Below are 18,105 nucleotides of genomic sequence, written 5' to 3' on the forward strand. Positions count from 1 at the left end.
CGGTCAGTCCTTTTTATCTTCTTTGTTGCCCGATTTGGCATCAGTTTTGGCATCAATCGCTGCCTTGGCGTCGCGGGCCTCATCGACCGGGATGCCCTTGCCCGAAATTTCCGGGAAGGCGGCACCAACTGCATCGGATACATTGGCAAAGCCATCCTTGCGCAGCCTGCGGGCAAGGTCTTCCTTGATATCGGTGACAAGTTCAAGCCCGTGATAAACCAGCGATGAATATAGCTGCACCAGCGACGCGCCATTCAAAATCTTTTCATAGGCATCCTTGCCCGATGCAATCCCGCCAACTCCGATCAGTGGCACCTTGCCCTCGGTCAGGCGGTAAAAATCGGCAAGAACCTTGGTCGATGGTTCCATCAATGGCGGGCCGGAAAGACCGCCTTTTTCATCCTGGTCATAGGAATTAAGCCCGACCGGCCGGTCAATCGTCGTGTTCGAGACAATCATGCCATCGATTTTGACCTTAAGCACAACACTCGCAATGTCGGATTTGTCTTCATCGGTCAGGTCCGGTGCGACCTTAAGCAACACCGGCACACCCTTGGCGAATTTGTCGCGCGCCGTCAGCACCGATTTCAAAAGCTTTTCAAGCGGGGCACGCCCCTGAAGGGCGCGCAGGCCCGGCGTATTGGGCGATGATACATTGACAACAAGGTAATCGGCATAGGGGCCAAGTGCCTCTACCCCCTTGGCGTAATCATCGGCGGCATCTTCGGAATATTTGTTTTTGCCAAGATTGGCCCCAAGGATGCCACGGCGCGCACGTTTGCGCAGCCTGTTTGCCACGACCTCCGCCCCGTCATTATTAAAGCCCATGCGGTTGATTACCGCCCGGTCGGAATAAAGACGGAAAAGACGGGGCTTGGGATTGCCCGGTTGCGGCAAAGGTGTCACCGATCCGATTTCAACAAATCCAAACCCGTGTGAAAGGGCGGCATTGGGGACCTCGGCATTTTTATCGAACCCCGCAGCAAGCCCGACCGGATTGGCAAATTTGCGCCCGAAAACTTCGGTTTCAAGGATCGGGGTCGCGTCCGTTGCGTCATCCGCACGCGGCACCAGATTGTTTTTCAAGGCCCATATGGCAAGACCATGTGCGGTCTCTGCATCGATCCAGCGGACAATCGGCAAAACCAGTGACTTGTACCACCCCACGCGACAGGCTCCTTTTGCGTTTGACAACCTGTCCTGTTCTTACGCGCCCCGGCCCCGATGGGCAAGGATCAATGCAGCATCAACCATACCGGCCGGGTTGGTCAGACGTCCTCATTCATCCGTTCGTCAAACGCCGCACGGGCGGCCTCAACCTCGGGCATCTTTTCCTTGGTCCAGAGATAAAGCGCCTTGAACGGGCCAATAAGGGTGCGGCCAAGCGGGGTGATTTCATATTCGACCGCCACGGGTGATGTCGCAATCACATTGCGCGCGACAATGCCGTTGCGTTCAAGTTTGCGCAATGTCTGGGTCAGGGCCTTTTGCGTGATGCCCTCAAGCCCGCGCTTGATCGCGTTAAAGCGCAATGGCCCATCGGCCAGAACCGCCAGGATCATCATCGACCATTTATCGGCGATCTGGTCAAACAGGCCGCGACACGGGCAATCGGCGCGGAATTCCTTGATCGAGCATTCCTTCATTTCCATGACCTGTCCTTTTCCGTCCCTTTTTGCTTGTTCTTTCCGGATTACCCTTCCGGCACCGGTTTTTGCGGTTCAACTTTTTGCGGCTCAACCACGGATGTGCGGTTTCCTTGAGTATACCTGGTTTCGTTCAGGTGCCTCATTGACACCAGGTATATATCATATATCTAGTCACCATCATAGACTTTCAAAAGACGGAGATTTCCGCACATGACCAACACAGATGTTCTGTTTCAACCTTTCAAGCTTAAAACCCTTGAGCTTCCCAACCGCATCGTGATGGCTCCGATGACCCGCACCAAGGCCGAAAACGGCATTCCCGGTGCGATCAATGCCGAGTATTACCGCAAGCGCGCCGAAGGCGGCGTTGGTCTGATCCTGTCAGAGGGCACCGTGATAGACCGTCCGGCATCGCGCAATGATCCGGGCATTCCGTTTTTCCATGGTGATGCGGCAATTGCCGGCTGGAAATCGGTTGCCGATGCGGTTCATGCCGCAGGCGGCAAAATGGGCCCGCAGATCTGGCACACCGGATCAACCCGTGCCTTTACCGAATGGGAACCCGATGCCCCGGTCGAAAGCCCGTCGGGCCTTCTGGCGCCGGATCAACCGCGCGGCAATGCCATGACCGATGCCGATATTGCCGATACCATTGCCGCCTTTGCCAAGGCCGCCCTTGATGCCAAGAATGCCGGTTTTGACACCTTTGAAATCCATGGCGCACACGGCTATCTGATTGATCAGTTCTTCTGGTCGGGGACGAACCTGCGTACCGATCGCTTTGGCGGTAAAACCATTGCCGAACGTGCAACCTTTGCCCGCGAAGTCGTGGCTGCGATGCGTGCCGCGGTTGGTCCGGATTTCCCGATCATCCTGCGCGTCAGCCAGTGGAAGCAACAGGACTTCACCGCCCGCCTTGCCACCACGCCTGATGAAATGATATCCTGGCTGGCCCCGCTGGTCGAGGCCGGTGTCGATATCATCCACGCATCCCAGCGTCGTTTCTGGGAACCGGAATTCCCTGAAATCGATGGCGAAAAGGGCCTTAACTTTGCCGGTTGGGCCAAAAAGCTTACCGGCGCACCGACCATTTCGGTGGGCTCGGTCGGGCTTTCATCGGACTTCATCGGCGCGTTTTCGGGCGAAGCATCCGAAAAATCCAACCTTGACGGTCTGGTCGAACGTATGGAACGCGGCGAATTTGATCTGATTGCGGTTGGCCGTGCGCTGATCACGGATGCCCAGTGGCCCAACAAGGTCGCCAAGGGTGCCTTTGACGAGCTTGAGGATTTCAACCCTGCGGCCCTGGCCGAGCTCGTCTGATCAAAACATCCCCCGACCCCGCATATGCGTATCCCCCATACGCAAAAAGAAACCGGGCAGCGCCATCATCGGCGCTGCCCGGTCTTTTTGAATGCAACCATCACTGCGGCTTCCATCCATCGGATTCGTTCTTCTCACCCCTGTTTCGGGGTCTGACGGCACTATACCTATCCTCATCGGCATCACCCTATACCATCACGAAAACCGCAGAAAACTGCGATTTTTGGGCGAACTTTAATTTTTATAAATATACATTGGTATAGTTTTCTTGATCTTTGGGATAGTATTTGGTATTCCATAGATCAGGAACAGCAATCATCACAGCCGCCGGAACGGGCTGGGAACCGATAAAAAGAAGTTGATGGACATGAAGACAAACATGGCAACCCCGGAAAATACCAAAGAACGCAACCGCGTTTATCTGCCGGAAAACCGGCATCGTTGGGCCTCCAATGATGAGGTCGAAAAGCCGAGCGTTATGCTGCGTGGCCCCAACATTCTTGTTGATGACGACACCAAATATCAAAACCGCCTGAAAAGAAGCCCTTTTCCCAATCTTGCGGCTTTTACTCTGTCGGGTGTCACCGTGCTGGTGATCCTGGCCGGGGTCTGCTTTGAAGTTTCGACACTGCTGAACGGCTAGTCCAATACCAAAATAAAAACGACCAAAGTAAAAACGATACGACGCAAACTGAACACAAGACAGAACGGGCAGTGCTGATCACAGCACTGCCCGTTTGCTTTTGGCGCATTTTCACGCCCTATGATCGTCTGATCACTGCGTCTGTTGCAGATCTTCGGGCAGGATGTGAACACCGTTCGCATCAAGGGGCAAATCATCAACCCGCGTTACATGTGCAACGCCCAGCACATCATAAAGATGGGGGAACAGCGTACCACCGCGGGCCGGTTCCCATTTCAGCTTGGCCTTGATCGGTGCGACCGGCACATGCAAAAGCTTCAACCCGTCGCGCTTGGTGTAATGCAGCGCAAGTGTTGCCGCCAGCGTATCAATGGTCGAAAAATGGATAAAGCCATCGGCAATATCGTGCGGCGCACCGGCATACTGCCCGGATGCCAGGGCTTCCGCCCATTCATCCGATCCCAGCACGCGGTAAATGATTTCATGTTCTGTATTTGTCATGCGCGGAATTTAGGCAGGCCCGCCCAAAACGGCAAGCCTATTTCATCTGGCCTTTAAGCCAGCCCAGAAGCGTCGCATAGCGCTCCGTCCCCGCAAAATCGGAACCACACACCAGCCAATAGGCCGACTTCATCGCAACCGATGGTCCGACCGGCACAAGGAAGCCCTGGGCAATATCACCCTCGATCAACAGGGTCCGGCCAAGCCCGATGCCCATACCGTTGATTGCGGCCTGCAACACCAGATCGGCACGATCAAAGGCAATGTGCCGCGCATCCGTCTCAAAGCTTAGCCCCGCCTGATCCTTGTAATAGGCCCAACTGAAATCGGTATCATCCCGCTCGCCCGCGACGTCTTTAAAAAATGTGGTCGATGGCAAACCGGCAATCATTTCAAGGGTCGCACCGGGATCACAATATCCCGGCCGGGCCACCGGCATTATTTCAGCCTTTTTAAGCAGGGTCGAATGCAGCCCCGGATAGGGCCCGACACCAAAACGGATGGCGGCATCAATCACGCCCGCCCGGAAATCAGCCGGGCGATCATTGACATCAAGAGCGATTTCAAGCCCCGCCTCCGCCGCACGTCCCAAATGCGGCAACACCCATTTCATCGCCAGCGACGATGACACCGACAGGCGCACCGCCCCCCGGTTTTCGAACTTTTCGAGACGATCAAGCGCCCCGTCCCAGACCGCCATGGCCTCAATCGCCGCGGCACAAAGAATACGCCCATATGCCGTCGGGGTGATCTGGCGCGTGGTGCGATCAAACAGCGAAAAGCCAAGTGCCTCTTCCAAAAGATTGACCCGATGACTGATTGCCGATTGATGCACGCCCAGTATTTCGGCCGCCTTGCTGAAACTGTTTTCCCGCGCAATCGCCGCCAAAAGCGGGGCATTCTGATTGGCCTTGGCCATCAGGCCCGCACGCGACTTTTCATGAGATTTCTTCATTTATATATGAATTCATAATCTGTGAATTTGTGCCTAAAATCGGCTTAACAAAGATTTTAGCAGGAAAAGAGTTATGAGCATACATCAAGAAATTACCCGGACCGTTCCGGTTCAGATCGTCAATGCATTTGTCAAAGATGGCGCGGGCGGCAACCCGGCCGGGGTCGTGCTGGATGCCGACCGCTATAGTGACGATGAAAAGCTTTTGATCGCGCAAAAGGTCGGGCTGTCGGAAACCGCCTTTGTCTCGAAATCCGAGACCTGCGGCATCAGGCTTGATTTCTTTACGCCGACCAAACGCATCGCCCATTGCGGTCATGCCACCATCGCGACCTTTTCCTATCTGGCCGAACTTCAACGCTTTGGCGATGGCGAAACATCCAAGGAAACTGTCGATGGCCCGCGCAAGATCATCCTTGATCGCGGCATGGCCTATATGGAACAGCTTGCACCGACCTACACCCCTGCGGCCAACTGGTCTGATAAGGGCGTCACACTTTGCGATGTTCTGAAATCACTCGGCCTTGCCAGTGATGATCTTGATGACCGCGCCCGCCCTGTTCTGGTCAATACCGGCAATAATTTCATCGTGCTGGCGGTCAGGGACCAAGCAATCCTTAAAAATATCACCCCCGATCAGGACGCCATCAACGCGATCAGCGAAAAGCTTGATCTGATCGGCTATTACATCTTCACCACCGAAACCGATGATGCGGATATCGATGCCACCACCCGCATGTTCGCCCCGCGCTATGGCATTGCCGAAGAAGCCGCCACCGGCATGGCCGCCGGCCCGCTTGCCTGTGTGCTTCATGATTTTCTGGACATAAAAAAGGACACCTTCCTGATCGCCCAGGGCGCATTCATGGCCCAACCCTCACCAAGCCAGATCAAGGTTACGCTGGACCTCAAAGACGGCCGCATCACCGGCCTTCTGGCCGGCGGTCAGGGCAAGGCGATGAAAAACCTGAACATCACTCTTTGACGCGCCCCGCTTATCGGGTGCTTCTGCCTCCATCGCCGAAGCACCCGAACTTTACCTATGGGTAAACAAACTCCAGAAACCAAGCCACAAACAGCAAATCTTTACCCACAGGTAAACCTGATGGCGACGCTAACAGCCCAAGACAGGACATCATCGTTGACGACGCCCCACGGCCGCTGCGACGATTGGCTGACACAATGCGGATAAGCATGATGGATGATGAACTGACATTACCGCCTGGCATCGGCCCGCATAATGACCGCGAACTGGAATTGATGCTGGCCGGCACCAAGCCGATGGCAATGTTTTCAGACGCGCTTCATGTCAGCGACTATTTCCCCGACGCCGATTTCGCCCCGCATGTCGCAGCAGGCACCATCATCCGTGTTGAAGAAATCATCCCGCGCCCGCCCTTTGAAATGCGCCACCTGTTCTTCGCCCTGCCCGGCGAAGAATGGCGGATCGAGGAGGCATTGGTCATGTCGCGCAATTTATGCGCCGGAACGGTCAAGGATCACGACGCAGATTCAGCGCGGATGGGGGAGCTTTTGGGGTATGCACCCGAAGATATTGACACATTTCTAAAGCACACCAGATGACCTAGGTGACGATCACCAATATTGCTCATATTCCTTGAGCAAGAGCGCCGTCGACAGCAGACTACGGCTTTCCGCAAACTGAATGATCTTCCCTGTCGTAAGGGCCGGGTTTTGGTAGCGCGCCCGCATGGCTTTGATCGCACCGAACGCTGTCTGTTCATGAAGTGTGATCGTATCCGCGATGAATTCGTCAGATGACTTTAACTCGATTCCGAACTTCGCCAGTTCATCGGGCGGAAAATCCTTGAGGTTATCTGTCACCAGAACCTGCGCCTTGGTGTGAATTGCCGCTGCCAGAACATGGCGATCATCTGCATCTGGCAACGTCACCGCCGGGATGAGCGCTTCATACCCGGTCACGCAGGCATCCCGAAATGCCCGCTCAATTGCCGCACGCTGCTTTTTGCCATCAGCTTCACCCTTGGTAATTTTCAGGATCGCCCGTTCGGTCTCATCAAGGATTTGGGTGCTCCAGCGCGGACGAAAAAGCTCAGCTCGCGCCAGACTGAGTAGCAAGTTCCGCTTGAACACATCGGCCAGAACACAGGCATCAAGAAGCGCTGTAAAATGATCTGCCCGATATGTCATACGCGCTCAGTATCCTTTCAGAAGAAGCTCTGCGTCCATCTTCGCCAACTCAGACAAAGCATCGTCGCGCTCTGCATCCCGCCGGGCTTTATAGGCAAACAAATCCTCTGCCTTGATCCGGCGATGCCGTCCAACGGTCGCATACGGGATATCGCCCGCTTCAAGCAGCTTGATCAAATAGGGCCGGGATACATTCAGCAGATCTGCCGCCTGTTGTGTCGTCAGTTCTGCCGACAGCGGAATCATCTGAAAACCCTGACGGCCAGAAACAAGGCGCAACAAATTCATCAGGCTTTCCGTCAGGGCCGGGCTGAGGGTGATGGTTTCCGCCCCGCCCTCTCCACGCATCACAGTCAGCTTGGTATCCTCGCCCTCCTTTGCCTGAGAGGCAATAATCTGGCGAAGCTGGTCTGCTGTTGCGCTTTCGATCTGCGTTGGCAAGCGGCCACCAAAATCATCTTTTCGTATTGCCGACATTGCGCATTCTCCATTTCCCGCGACATCCCCCTTCCGCATCTGATCAAAAGGGGGTGCCCAATATATAAGACAAGACCTCAATAAACGCAATATTCGAAACAATCGAAATATTCGAAATCACGTAATCTTCTTATCCGCACTCCTCTTAACCACACTCACCCCCAACACCCCAAGCGCGATGCCCCAGATCGGGCTGGTATTGACCAGTGCGGCGATGATCGCGGGGGCCTGGAGTGGGGTTAAGATGATCGCATAGGCGATGGCGCCCATGGTCATGATCCAGGTGAGTGCGACGGCATAGCCGAAGCTTGGCCGCCAGCGCCGCACGAAGACATCTTCGCTGGCGACTTCGGCCCGGATGGTGCGATTGACCGATTTTAGCGTTTCGGTATCGCGGGCCAGTTCGATTTCGGCCATGCGTTCCGTGTGGCGGTTGGCTTCGAGGATTTGGGCCGGTGTAACATCGCCTTTGCTGACGGCTTGTTCGACCTGCTTGAGGCCTTCGGCAGCCGTCTTGGCGATCGGATTGTCGATATGATCAAGCCCCGCACCCACCGCCTTGATCAAAAGCGGCAGGCCGATCTGGGCAAGCAATGCCGGGATCACGTGATACCTCCCCTATCCAATATTCTTGTAAAATATGTGATGGCCGATCTCTGCAACCGGCACCTGCCCGCGCGCCCAATAGGGATCAACCGCATGGGTGTGATAATGCGTCGCCCCGTCGGTCTGATCGGCAAGGTCGCCCGCCACTGCGCGCTTGGCAATGCGTTTGCACAGCCGATAGGCCGGGTCGCGCGGGTTGATCGCCAGCAATTTCTTGCGGTTCGGATCACTGGCGTTCCAGCAGGAAAACTGACCGGGTTTAAGGCACACCGATCTGATGTCATTGCCCCACCAATAACGCCCGCGTTTGCGCGCAAAGGCCACACGGTTGAGGATCACTGACGCCACCGCCTCGATCCCGGCAAGGTCTTCGCCGCGGGCCTCGCCATAAAGGGTGCGGGCAAGGATTTCGGCCTCTGGCAAAGTGTCAGGCAAGGCTTCGGGTTCAACAATCGGGCGGATCATAAGATCAGTCATGGACCGGTTCCTTTTTAAGCGGGCTGTCAAGTTTGGCCTCGATCCGGAGCAAATGCCCCGTCAGGCGTTTTTCAATGTCCTTGAGATACGGGATCGAGACATAGTTGCGCGCCACATCAAGCTTGAAGTCGGCAAGATCGGCGCGCAGATCGCCGCAATCGGCATCATGGCGGCTGCGCTGATCCTCGATCCGGGTCAGCAATTCCGATCGCATCCGCCAATGCAGCCAGAACAGGCTGGCCACAGCCGGAATTTCGACCGCGGTGATCCACCAGATCACATCGACAGGCTGGGCAAGCTCGGTCATGTTCCGGGGCCTCGTGATTTCGATAAAAAAAGACCCGCAAACCGGTTGGTTTGCAGGTCAGTTCAAGGAGGTCATCACGACCGGAGCAACACCCCCGGCTTAGATGATCGGCATAAAACTTGTATAGGCGGGGTGCACCGATCAGGCCGCACCATCCATGCGCAGTCTCTGTCCCGTTGTGGCATCACCCGGGCGCCATCCGGCGCCATTCCTGTGCGTGTGCCAGTACCAGCACCAGTACCAGTGCCCGTGACCGTGACCGTGACCGTACCAGTGACCGTGACCGGTTCCCAAGCCAAGGAAGACCGTTCATCACGGCCCCGAAAGGTAGAGGCAGTCCTAGGCAGCAGGTCCCTTGATCTTTGCTTCAAGATCCTGCCAGGCCTCGCCGGAGGCCACCAGGCAACTTGGCCCGGACGGATAGGTAAACAGGATCGTCCATGTCTGCCCGTCCGGTGCCTTGAGCACCTCGATCACGCCACCGTTCGAGGTCACGCCAACCGCAACCGGTTCCTCGGAATATTTGGCACTCAGGCTGTCGATAACCTTGCTGCGGTCACCACAAACCGGAGACGCCTGTGTTTCCGGGATCGCAACTGCAACGGCACCTGCCATTACAGCCATCAAGCTTAGTTTCTTCCACATGGTCAGGCCTCCTGACAGTCAGGTGCGCCCACAGGGGCGTCTTGTTGTCCTGGACTGCTAAATTGATCAACAAATCGATCTGGCCGTTTCCGGGTTTATAAACTTGTTTTGCGCGACGAACTCTACGCTTTGGTATAGGTTTAAAAACTCTCTACTATTCTTTCATATAATAAACGTAGGGATCAAAGCTGAAAATTCCATGAATATTTCACAAATGTGATACACCGCCGGGCTAACTACTTGGCATTGCGAGAAAGTTTTTTTCTCCCGTCAGGGTTTCCAAGCCGACCTTTACGGATTGAAACGGTTTTCCGCCCGGAAAACCCCGCCATTTCGCCGCCAGTCGGCCCGAAGCAGCGGCATGTCGACCCGCGGCAAACGGACCGGCTCGGCCAAAATGCATCCCGCCACCGCATCAAGCCCGTCATCATGGCCAACACGATTATGCCCAGCAATGTTATGACCGGCACTGTTATGACCAGAACTGGCGGGATGCCATTCGCGCAACTGTCGCAGGAACGGCGTTTTGACCACAGCCGCCCCGACATGAAGCAGCCCCGCCCCCATCACCGCGCCAAAGGCATCCTCGATCCGGGCTACCTTGTTGGTGGCTTCATAATGTTCTACGACGCTTGCCGCCCAGCCGATCGCTTTAAGTTCGCGCCGCAGGATATTGGGCAAAAACCGCCCGATGCCATTGGTCTCGATCCGCACCGATGGCAAATGGTTGCGCGCCATGAATGCCCCGACCTGCGCACAAAGCTGGCTTGCCTCGTCACGCCACGGGGCATCGCCTTTTTGCCCGCCCTCATGCGGGCTGGTTGCCCGCAACCAGGCGATATCATGAAGCCAGTATTCCCCCTGATCACAAATATAGACGCAGGCCACCACCGCCCCGTCGCCCTTGGCTGCGCCGAAGCTCGGATCAAAGTGGCAGGCACTGGCGACCATGGTGCGATCCCCGATGCCAAGCCGCATCCGGCCATTGGCATATTCGATTTCGGCCAGATCGTCGTAATAATGCAACCGCGCCGGATCAAACGGCCCGGCATTGGGGGCAACCATTTCAAGCATCATCTGGCTTTGAAACTTGTGGGCTGGCGTGCGCGCCCTGATCGCGGCGATTGCCGCCTGATCAAACCGTTCGGGCCAGTTTGATGTCCCATGCTTATTGACGATGGGCAGCACAAAACGTGAGAAACCATTTAAAAATGGCGCGACCTCGCCGGTTTCCGGGCGCACTTCATCGGCATAGATCGAATAATAACTGTGCGGAGTTCCGACATAAAGCTGTGCGCCGCCGGGCGACAGGACATAGGAAATCTCGGACAGTTTTTCGCGAAGCTCGTTGCGCTTATGAGCCGTGTCGCTGTTTTTGGGAACTTCGACATCATCGCAAATCACGATATCGGCGCGCGATCCGGTGATATTGCCGCCAATGCCAACAGCCTGCATGGACGGATCGCGCAACACACCGGGCCGCGCCACGGTGAACCGTTCACTGCCCCAGTCGATCAGACGGTCGGGCACAATCCCCGCCAATAACGGGTGGCGTTCGACAATGCGTTTGACGTTGCGCACCATCTTTTTGGCCAGATCAAGGTCGACCGCCAGAACCAGAATGCGCAAATCGGCATCCCGATAAAGCAACCAGGCACAAAACAGCCCGACAATGGTTGATTTCCCCGAATTGCGAAACGCCATCAGCAACATCTCGCGCCGCCCGGCGTTCCAGCATTCCTCCAGCCAGTCTGCCATTTTCCGATGATGGGATGGCAAGCCAAGCCCCAGAACCTGATCCCAGATCCAGACAAATTCGGCGAAGCGCGCGGATTGCATTTGCGCCGTCATTCCACACCCCTCCCCGTCAAACAACCGTCATTCCCGTGAAAGCACGACCCGCGGCGTCACGCATCTTGTAATGTACGTCTTGCATCCGTAATCAGCTGATCAACGGTACGTACCGTGCCACCTTCCGTATCGGCTGCCGAACTTTCCGCCCCCTCACACGCCCAGCGCAGCAACTTGATCAGACTTTCAAGATGACCAAGGGCGGCTTTGCAGGCCGCCTGATGCGTGTTGAAATCCTTCGCTTCGCGTAAAAGGGCTGCCTGCTGTGCCGCTCGGCGATAGGCATTGCGCACCCGTTTGATATCCTCTGGTAAATCACGCAGCAGTTCCGCCCGCAAGGTCGCAACTGGATCGCGGCTTTCCACCTCACACATTGCTCATCCTCAAGAAGGTTAAAAGCGCTGAAAGCCTTTTAGGCTAGCAGGCATGATTGCGCAGGGGCTTATTCATCGCCTCATGTACGCTGCAACATGATCCCAGCGCGAAGTTGCCGAAATTGCGTGGAATGGCAAAGCGATCTACTGCTTCCAAAACTTCTGTTGAAGGCTGCTCCCTGGTCCGGATTTCAAGGAATCCGAGCGCTGCCTACCTACGGCCCGAAGAATACAGCGGCCTGCGACAATGCAGAAAAACACACGCCACACCTTTAATACGATAATTTCATGACACAAATTAAACTTTAGGTTGCTTTGTTTGATTTTTTTTTACTAATATTGCTCTCATCAAAACAACTTTGGAGATCAATCAATGACGCGGTTAACCTTTAAAACTTGGAACAAGTACGACACACAGACCAAGACAACGGCCCTCGGGCTACTCCAGGTTGAAATGTCTTATCCTCCCATAGCTGTCGGCGCTGAAGAAAAAAATACGGCACCCTCGCTGGAAATCACGGTCAAAAATATCTCCCAAATGACTTTGAAAGACATAGCCATCACGTATGATGTAGATGACACTCTCATCAACTGGGACGTAAGTTTTGTTCAGGGACGTCATGACCTTACCAAAGTCGACAGTCCTGTAACCGTTCAGATCGGAACGCTTCTTGCTGGCGATCAATCTTCAGTAGTGAAACAGTATTGGGATGGGTTCTCTTTAGATGGCAACCCGTTGTCAAAATCTGGCACTTACGCATTCAATGCATCAGTTACATATACCGTAACGGAATCGGTTCAATGCACTGGGACTGCCAATCCTTGATACAAGGCGGGAACCTTATTTTCTGGGTTCCCGCCAACAAACCCCAAATTATCCGCACATGTTCATTCGCCCCATTAATCAATCACCCAACTGATGATCCATCTGGGCATTACTTACTTCAGCATGCTTCTCTCATGTTTATTGCAGCACCTTCCAAGATGAATGAGCCCAATATTGAACCCAGTACATCAGGTGGTGATACAGATCGTGTGCGACGCGAGATGATCAGGCTTTGAGCATTTCGATATCGTTACATTTAAACCACCGAAAGTTCAGACAATCGCGCATCCGAAAGCCTGACCGGCCAATAGGCCAGATTGCGCAGGTAGCCGTTGATATGCTTGTCCGTTCCGCCAAAGGATCCCAGCACGATATTGGAAAAATTGCGCGGCATGGCAAAGCCCGACGGGGTTTTCAGAACGCTGCCGCCAAGGGCCACTGCAATAACGTCATCCTCCCAGGCCAGCGCAATGCGATGGCGGGTATCTGGTGACAGCGTCCCGTAAAGCGACTGGGTAACGATCGGCACGCCATCCCGGCGCAAGGATATGCGCAACTGACCGGCATCGCTGTCATAACCAAGATCAAGATGATCATCATTGAGACTACCGGAATAAAGCTGCACGATCCGCCAAATGCCAACCCATGCGGCGGTAGTCTGCAGATCAAACACCATTGTCCCGACCCCTTGGGCAAACCAGTCAGCCGGATCAAGCGTCACGTTATCGGCGGCCCGCGATGCCGGGATGCCGTTGCTGATGATATCGGATGTCGGTGCGGGTCCGGCTTCAAGCTGCCCATTCCAGATCAGAACCGATGCCGGAAGGTTCGAGATCGCCGTACTGATTTTCGGATAGCGCGTGGTGCCCGATGCCGGTTCAGAGATCCACACACGTTGCCAGGTTTCATCAAGACTGATGTTATGGCTTGATGGCCCGTTGATCCCGCCAAGGGTGACATCAACCGTTCCCGAAACCGCGCGCATCCAGATGGCAAAACAATAGACATCCCCACTGCTCAGCGATCCGACATTCTGATAAAGGCCATCGGCCCCGCCCGGAAGGTCAAGCAACATGGCGTCCGAACTGCCATCCGGGGCGGCAACCGCACTTGGCGCAACAGTTACACCGGCGTTCTTTTCCCAAAGTGCATTGGAAAAATCGCGGGAATAGCGCAGCAAGTTGGTTGCCGCCCCTTCGATCAAAAGCCCCTTGCGCCGGCCAAGCCGGTCATGATCAAACCCCGGCTGATCATTGCCGAGGGTCGTGATCAATCCGTTTTCACCGCCGATCATTTTGCTTGATGCCCGCGCCACCGTCATGGCGGCCGCAAGCGGCTGATACCGCAATCCCATTGGATGCATCTCCTTGAAATCAAATCAGGAATTTCTGCCCGCCCCCCAGGCAAACAGGCAATCAGGTAAGCAGGCAAGCAATCTCGCCACACAGGCTTTGCTACCCGCCAATGCGGTGCAGATGCCACCAGCTCAGAAGATCACTGGCCGCGATCATGCGGGTCACATCATCGCTGTGGCGCAACCGGATCCTGAGCCCGCTTGCCCCGCCCGGGGCAATGCGCACCACACCGCCAAGCCGCAAGCTGTGATTGGCGCCGCTTCCGGTCGCGGTGATGTCATTGGATTGCAGATGGATGTTCCAGTCCGTGCCATTGTACCGTTCAAGTGACAGGGTGGTCATCACCGCTTCGCTGGTGACCGGAAAACTCACCCCGACATCGATATGGTAAAATCCCGGCGCCATCCCGGTCAGGCCATGACTGGCGGCGTCATAAAGCCCGTGGCTGTCTTCGACCACCTGATCCCACTCAATCAGGAACGCACCCCCGGCCGGGATGCTTTGCGATGCGGTGCGCAACAGCTTGACGACCGGTCCGCTTTCGCGCACCGGACAGGCAAACCACCGCCCGCCGGAAATTCCGTCACAGACAAGGTCAGCCATATCGCCCCGGATCGGCAGCGGATAAATCCCGCCTTCTGCCCCGCCATGAACCGGTGCAATCACATCCCCGCTGGCCGCTGCGATATCGACCTGTGTGCCATCCCCGTTAAACAGGCGATAACGCACCCCGTTGCGCGCAATCGATGCATCGGGCAATGTCACCCGCGCCCCGTTTGACAATCGCACCAATGCGCCGGTTTCACGGATATCCATGATCCGGTTCAAGGGTGCATCAATCACCGGCTGGCGGCGCTCATCCTCCCAGCTCAGGGCATTGCCGCTGCGAAAATCAAGATCAAGCATCGCACCGGCATGATCACGCCCAAAGGATGCCAGGGCTGTTTGCGACCGGGCATCGGCGGCCTCGGCCCGTTTGGCCGCCGCCTGCGCAAGGGTCGCATTGCCCGCCACATTGGCGATATCCTTGGCATCCGGGCCATTGGCAAGACCATCCCCCTCGTCATTCCAGATCAGTACACGCCCCGGCGCGATCGCCGGAAGTTTCGCCGATGCCTGATCGCGATCGGCCGCATCAAGGTGCAAGGCCCCCGAAAGCGCCCGGTCAATATCGCCGATTGCCACGGTCACAAAATCAAGATCACGGTCAATCGCATCGCCGCGCGGTACCGACATGGCGTCATAGGAACTCAGGCGGCGCAACCGCAAGGACCGCGCGATATCGACCCGGACACCCGATGCCGGTGCGGTTTCAAATTTGACGATACCGCCCGCCCCCCTGGCCGCTGCCGATCCCGCACCTGTCCCGGATCGGCCAAGGGTGACGTGAAACCCGGTCTCGACAGTTTCGCCATCAAGACTGATTGCGACATCGCCGCTGTCAAACACGTCAAAATCGAATGGAAATTCATCGCGCGCCCCATCGCCTTCGAACTGGCGTGATGCGGTGATCTGATTGGTAAAGACCGTTCCCATATCCTTATCCCCCCAACCCGTCACGCCGCGCGAACCAGGCACTCAGTCGGGCGGTCGTATCATCCTGTGCGGTGCGCAACAGCGACTTTTCGCGCCAGCTTGCACTGGCATTGATCTGATTGCGTTTGCGACTGGCCTCGGACGCATCTGCCTGCTGATCGTCGCGCGCGGCCTTTTCATAACCGGCCAGCACCGCACTGGCAGATCCGCTGCCACCGGCCATCAGTCCCGATGCCCCCTGTCTGGCGCGCAGGGTCGCCTGCCTGCGACGCAGAGCATCTTCGCGATCGGCATCCTTTTGTTTTTGGTTTGCGTCAATTTCGGCCAGCTCGGCCTTGCGATCGGCATCAAGCATGGCAATCCGGCTTTGCGTACTGGCCTGATTGGCCTGGATCTGTTGTCCGGTCTGCAAGGCCGATGCCGCCAGCGGCACGATTGATGTAAAGCCACCCATCAGTCATTCACCCCCATTTCCGATGCACATCCCAGCAATAAAAAAGGCCGGGGAAAATCCCCGGCAACCCGCCATAACCCCGAATGGATGGTCCCCCCGCTTCCGCGCCGCCATCCAAGACTTCGCAATGTGATATCCCCGCTATAAAGCCCGTCCGGGTCATCCGGCGGCACCGGCAATGCAACATCGCGCAGGCCGCGCCCGGTATCCACACGAAGCTGCCCGCTTTGTTGCAACCGCAAAGTCAGCGACACCAGACGCACCGCATTGCCCCCATGCGGGCGGCTGCCATCCGATGCCGCCGGTGGCAGGGTAAAGATTTCATGGGTAAAGGCCAAACCGGCATCAAGTGTCGTGACCGCCCCGACATCGCCGGGCAAAGTCACCGTGCCGCCCGCCACCACAAGCCCGGGGATCAGAACACCATCGCCCCAGGCATTGATTTTCATCCCTTCAAGCGCGCCGAGCTGCCCCCAATGCCGGCGCGGTTCTTCGCCCGCTTGGACCGACTGGCTGATTTGCAGGTCAAACCCGCATGCCTCATCAAACAGGGCCAGAAAGTAGCGATCCCCGCATTTCAGGCTGACATAAACATCCCCGCCCGACACCGCGACCGATGTAAAATCACACCCCGCCACCTGCTGTGCCGACCAGGCGGTAATGGTCTCGGACCGGTAAAGGGTCAGGGTGGCAAGCGATCCATCTGCCATCACCACATGCAACAACCGTCGATTGGCATCAAAGGCCTGATCAATCGGGTCTTTGACCAGATGACGTGACAGCAATGCCAGATCGGCCGATCCATAGGCCTGCTCGACATCGGTAAACAGGAATTCGCGAATTTCGCGCCCGCTGCGCCCGGCAAATACCGTCGCCCCGTCAATATTGACCAATGGCACGGTGCGATGGCTTTGACTGCCGATGCGGGTTTGACGGGTGACCTGAATATTGGCCGGTGTCAGGGGATCCCCCGTCACCATCCATTCCGATCCGCTGGTAAAGACCTGAAGATGGCGACCGGCGAAAATCCCCGTAATCGCATTGACCTGATCGGCCAGAAGGGCGAACTCAATCGCCTCGTCATCCAGCCCCTCGCCCAGTTCGAAATTGAACAGATCGCCCGAATGCGACATCCACAGCCGGTTGGGCAAATCACGTGACCCGCCAATCACCAGCCGGTCCTGATGGAATGTCACGCTGCGCGGCCAACCACGGACATCCGAAAAGGCCTGCTCGGCAAAATCGACCGTGGCATTGCTATCCGCCAGACTGCCCTTAATAGTCATGGTCGCGGTTTGGGCGTCGCCAACGGCGGTTATTTCGCCCTCGACCCCGGCAATCCGCCACAGGGTCCCGACATGGTTGGCGTCAAACATATCCATGCTGGCAACAAGGGTCACCGATCCACTGGTGGCGGATGGTGTGATGGTTGCTGCCGGGTCGATGAATTTGTAAAACGGCTGGCTTGTGACCTGATCGGTTGCCCGCCAGGCCCAGGAAGTTACCTGCCAGCTTCCGGCCTGTGTGCGGCTGATGCGCACCGGCGGGGCATCGGGATGAACCACCAGAAGCGTATCGGCACTTTGCGTCCAGTTCAAAAGATCATGATGTTCCGGCCCGAACGGGGTTTCAAACCACACGGTATTGACCCCGTTTTCAAACACAAAGGCCTTCCGATCACCAAAGGCCAGGATATAGGTCTGCTCGGTATTGAATTCGAACTGAACAAGACGCACCGGCCCGTCAAGCTCGCCAACAAGACGCGTGCCCGGACGGCGCCTTACCCCGCCGGACGGCTCGATAAACACATTGCGCAAACGTGCCGCCCCGTTGGCATAGGCATTCAGATCCGAACGCCCCCACAATTCCGGTGCCAGCTCCCCGGTCGAAAAGGTGTTTTTCTCAAGAACCCTGCGGGCCATTGACCGCTCCCTGCTTGACTGTCGCGTGTGAT

21 protein-coding genes are annotated in these 18,105 nt (G+C 56.3%); 5 read left to right on the forward strand and 16 right to left on the reverse strand.

The window, feature by feature from the left end; translation table 11 throughout:
• Positions 1-3 precede the first annotated feature (3 nt).
• Positions 4-1,167, reverse strand: a complete 1,164-nt coding sequence (locus SIB88_RS16625) for a quinone-dependent dihydroorotate dehydrogenase (RefSeq protein WP_412558571.1) — start codon at positions 1,165-1,167, stop codon at positions 4-6.
• A 101-nt stretch (positions 1,168-1,268) separates the two neighbouring features.
• Entirely contained in the window at positions 1,269-1,652 is a 384-nt protein-coding gene (locus SIB88_RS16630) for a winged helix-turn-helix transcriptional regulator (RefSeq protein WP_412558572.1), read from the reverse strand.
• Between the two features lie 207 nt (positions 1,653-1,859).
• Here SIB88_RS16630 and SIB88_RS16635 point away from each other — a divergent pair, with 207 nt between their 5' ends.
• Both SIB88_RS16635 and SIB88_RS16640 read left to right on the forward strand, forming a co-directional pair.
• Complete coding sequence (locus SIB88_RS16635; protein ID WP_412558573.1) at positions 1,860-2,972, forward strand: NADH:flavin oxidoreductase; 1,113 nt, start codon at positions 1,860-1,862, stop codon at positions 2,970-2,972.
• 367 nt (positions 2,973-3,339) lie between these two features.
• On the forward strand, positions 3,340-3,615 hold the full coding sequence (locus tag SIB88_RS16640; RefSeq protein ID WP_412565922.1) for a hypothetical protein: 276 nt from the start codon (positions 3,340-3,342) through the stop codon (positions 3,613-3,615).
• A 132-nt stretch (positions 3,616-3,747) separates the two neighbouring features.
• Here the strand turns inward: SIB88_RS16640 and SIB88_RS16645 are convergent, their stop codons facing one another.
• The gene (locus SIB88_RS16645; protein ID WP_206927873.1) at positions 3,748-4,116 is read right to left on the reverse strand and encodes a DUF952 domain-containing protein; all 369 of its coding nucleotides are present in this window, start codon (positions 4,114-4,116) and stop codon (positions 3,748-3,750) included.
• Between the two features lie 37 nt (positions 4,117-4,153).
• Entirely contained in the window at positions 4,154-5,071 is a 918-nt protein-coding gene (locus SIB88_RS16650) for a LysR family transcriptional regulator (protein ID WP_412558574.1), read from the reverse strand.
• 73 nt (positions 5,072-5,144) lie between these two features.
• Here SIB88_RS16650 and SIB88_RS16655 point away from each other — a divergent pair, with 73 nt between their 5' ends.
• Positions 5,145-6,056, forward strand: coding sequence for a PhzF family phenazine biosynthesis protein (locus SIB88_RS16655; protein WP_412558575.1), 912 nt, complete (start codon positions 5,145-5,147; stop codon positions 6,054-6,056).
• Between the two features lie 209 nt (positions 6,057-6,265).
• A complete protein-coding gene (locus tag SIB88_RS16660) occupies positions 6,266-6,655 on the forward strand; it encodes a hypothetical protein (RefSeq protein WP_412558576.1) in 390 nt (129 codons plus the stop codon).
• A gap of 12 nt (positions 6,656-6,667) precedes the next feature.
• On the opposite strand, the gene SIB88_RS16665 is transcribed toward SIB88_RS16660, so the two are convergent.
• The 8 genes from SIB88_RS16665 to SIB88_RS16700 form a co-directional block, all read right to left on the reverse strand.
• A complete protein-coding gene (locus SIB88_RS16665; protein ID WP_250284347.1) occupies positions 6,668-7,243 on the reverse strand; it encodes a PIN domain-containing protein in 576 nt (191 codons plus the stop codon).
• Positions 7,244-7,249: 6 nt separating this feature from the next.
• On the reverse strand, positions 7,250-7,720 hold the full coding sequence (locus SIB88_RS16670; protein ID WP_412558577.1) for a helix-turn-helix domain-containing protein: 471 nt from the start codon (positions 7,718-7,720) through the stop codon (positions 7,250-7,252).
• 117 nt (positions 7,721-7,837) lie between these two features.
• Positions 7,838-8,326 (reverse strand): 3TM-type holin, encoded by a 489-nt coding sequence (locus SIB88_RS16675; RefSeq protein ID WP_412558578.1) that lies wholly within the window; start codon positions 8,324-8,326, stop codon positions 7,838-7,840.
• 12 nt (positions 8,327-8,338) lie between these two features.
• Entirely contained in the window at positions 8,339-8,803 is a 465-nt protein-coding gene (locus SIB88_RS16680; RefSeq protein WP_412558579.1) for a cell wall hydrolase, read from the reverse strand.
• On the reverse strand, positions 8,796-9,110 hold the full coding sequence (locus SIB88_RS16685; protein ID WP_068517888.1) for a hypothetical protein: 315 nt from the start codon (positions 9,108-9,110) through the stop codon (positions 8,796-8,798). The genes SIB88_RS16680 and SIB88_RS16685 overlap by 8 nt, the downstream gene beginning before the upstream one ends.
• A gap of 339 nt (positions 9,111-9,449) precedes the next feature.
• A complete protein-coding gene (locus SIB88_RS16690) occupies positions 9,450-9,755 on the reverse strand; it encodes a hypothetical protein (RefSeq protein WP_068517887.1) in 306 nt (101 codons plus the stop codon).
• Positions 9,756-10,046: 291 nt separating this feature from the next.
• On the reverse strand, positions 10,047-11,606 hold the full coding sequence (terL, locus tag SIB88_RS16695; RefSeq protein ID WP_412558580.1) for a phage terminase large subunit: 1,560 nt from the start codon (positions 11,604-11,606) through the stop codon (positions 10,047-10,049).
• A 56-nt stretch (positions 11,607-11,662) separates the two neighbouring features.
• On the reverse strand, positions 11,663-11,980 hold the full coding sequence (locus tag SIB88_RS16700; RefSeq protein ID WP_412558581.1) for a hypothetical protein: 318 nt from the start codon (positions 11,978-11,980) through the stop codon (positions 11,663-11,665).
• Between the two features lie 373 nt (positions 11,981-12,353).
• Here SIB88_RS16700 and SIB88_RS16705 point away from each other — a divergent pair, with 373 nt between their 5' ends.
• Positions 12,354-12,806: a hypothetical protein gene (locus SIB88_RS16705; protein WP_412558582.1), complete on the forward strand. Its 453-nt coding sequence runs from the start codon at positions 12,354-12,356 to the stop codon at positions 12,804-12,806.
• Between the two features lie 256 nt (positions 12,807-13,062).
• Here the strand turns inward: SIB88_RS16705 and SIB88_RS16710 are convergent, their stop codons facing one another.
• The 4 genes from SIB88_RS16710 to SIB88_RS16725 form a co-directional block, all read right to left on the reverse strand.
• The gene (locus tag SIB88_RS16710; protein WP_412558583.1) at positions 13,063-14,160 is read right to left on the reverse strand and encodes a hypothetical protein; all 1,098 of its coding nucleotides are present in this window, start codon (positions 14,158-14,160) and stop codon (positions 13,063-13,065) included.
• A 100-nt stretch (positions 14,161-14,260) separates the two neighbouring features.
• A complete protein-coding gene (locus tag SIB88_RS16715; RefSeq protein WP_412558584.1) occupies positions 14,261-15,697 on the reverse strand; it encodes a hypothetical protein in 1,437 nt (478 codons plus the stop codon).
• A 4-nt stretch (positions 15,698-15,701) separates the two neighbouring features.
• Entirely contained in the window at positions 15,702-16,151 is a 450-nt protein-coding gene (locus SIB88_RS16720; RefSeq protein WP_412558585.1) for a hypothetical protein, read from the reverse strand.
• On the reverse strand, positions 16,151-18,073 hold the full coding sequence (locus SIB88_RS16725) for a hypothetical protein (RefSeq protein ID WP_412558586.1): 1,923 nt from the start codon (positions 18,071-18,073) through the stop codon (positions 16,151-16,153). Before SIB88_RS16725 ends, SIB88_RS16720 begins: the two co-directional genes overlap by 1 nt.
• Between the last annotated feature and the right edge of the window lie 32 nt (positions 18,074-18,105).

The organism is Thalassospira sp. MIT121401 (assembly GCF_047125595.1).
Classification (GTDB): Bacteria; Pseudomonadota; Alphaproteobacteria; order Rhodospirillales; family Thalassospiraceae; genus Thalassospira; species Thalassospira povalilytica.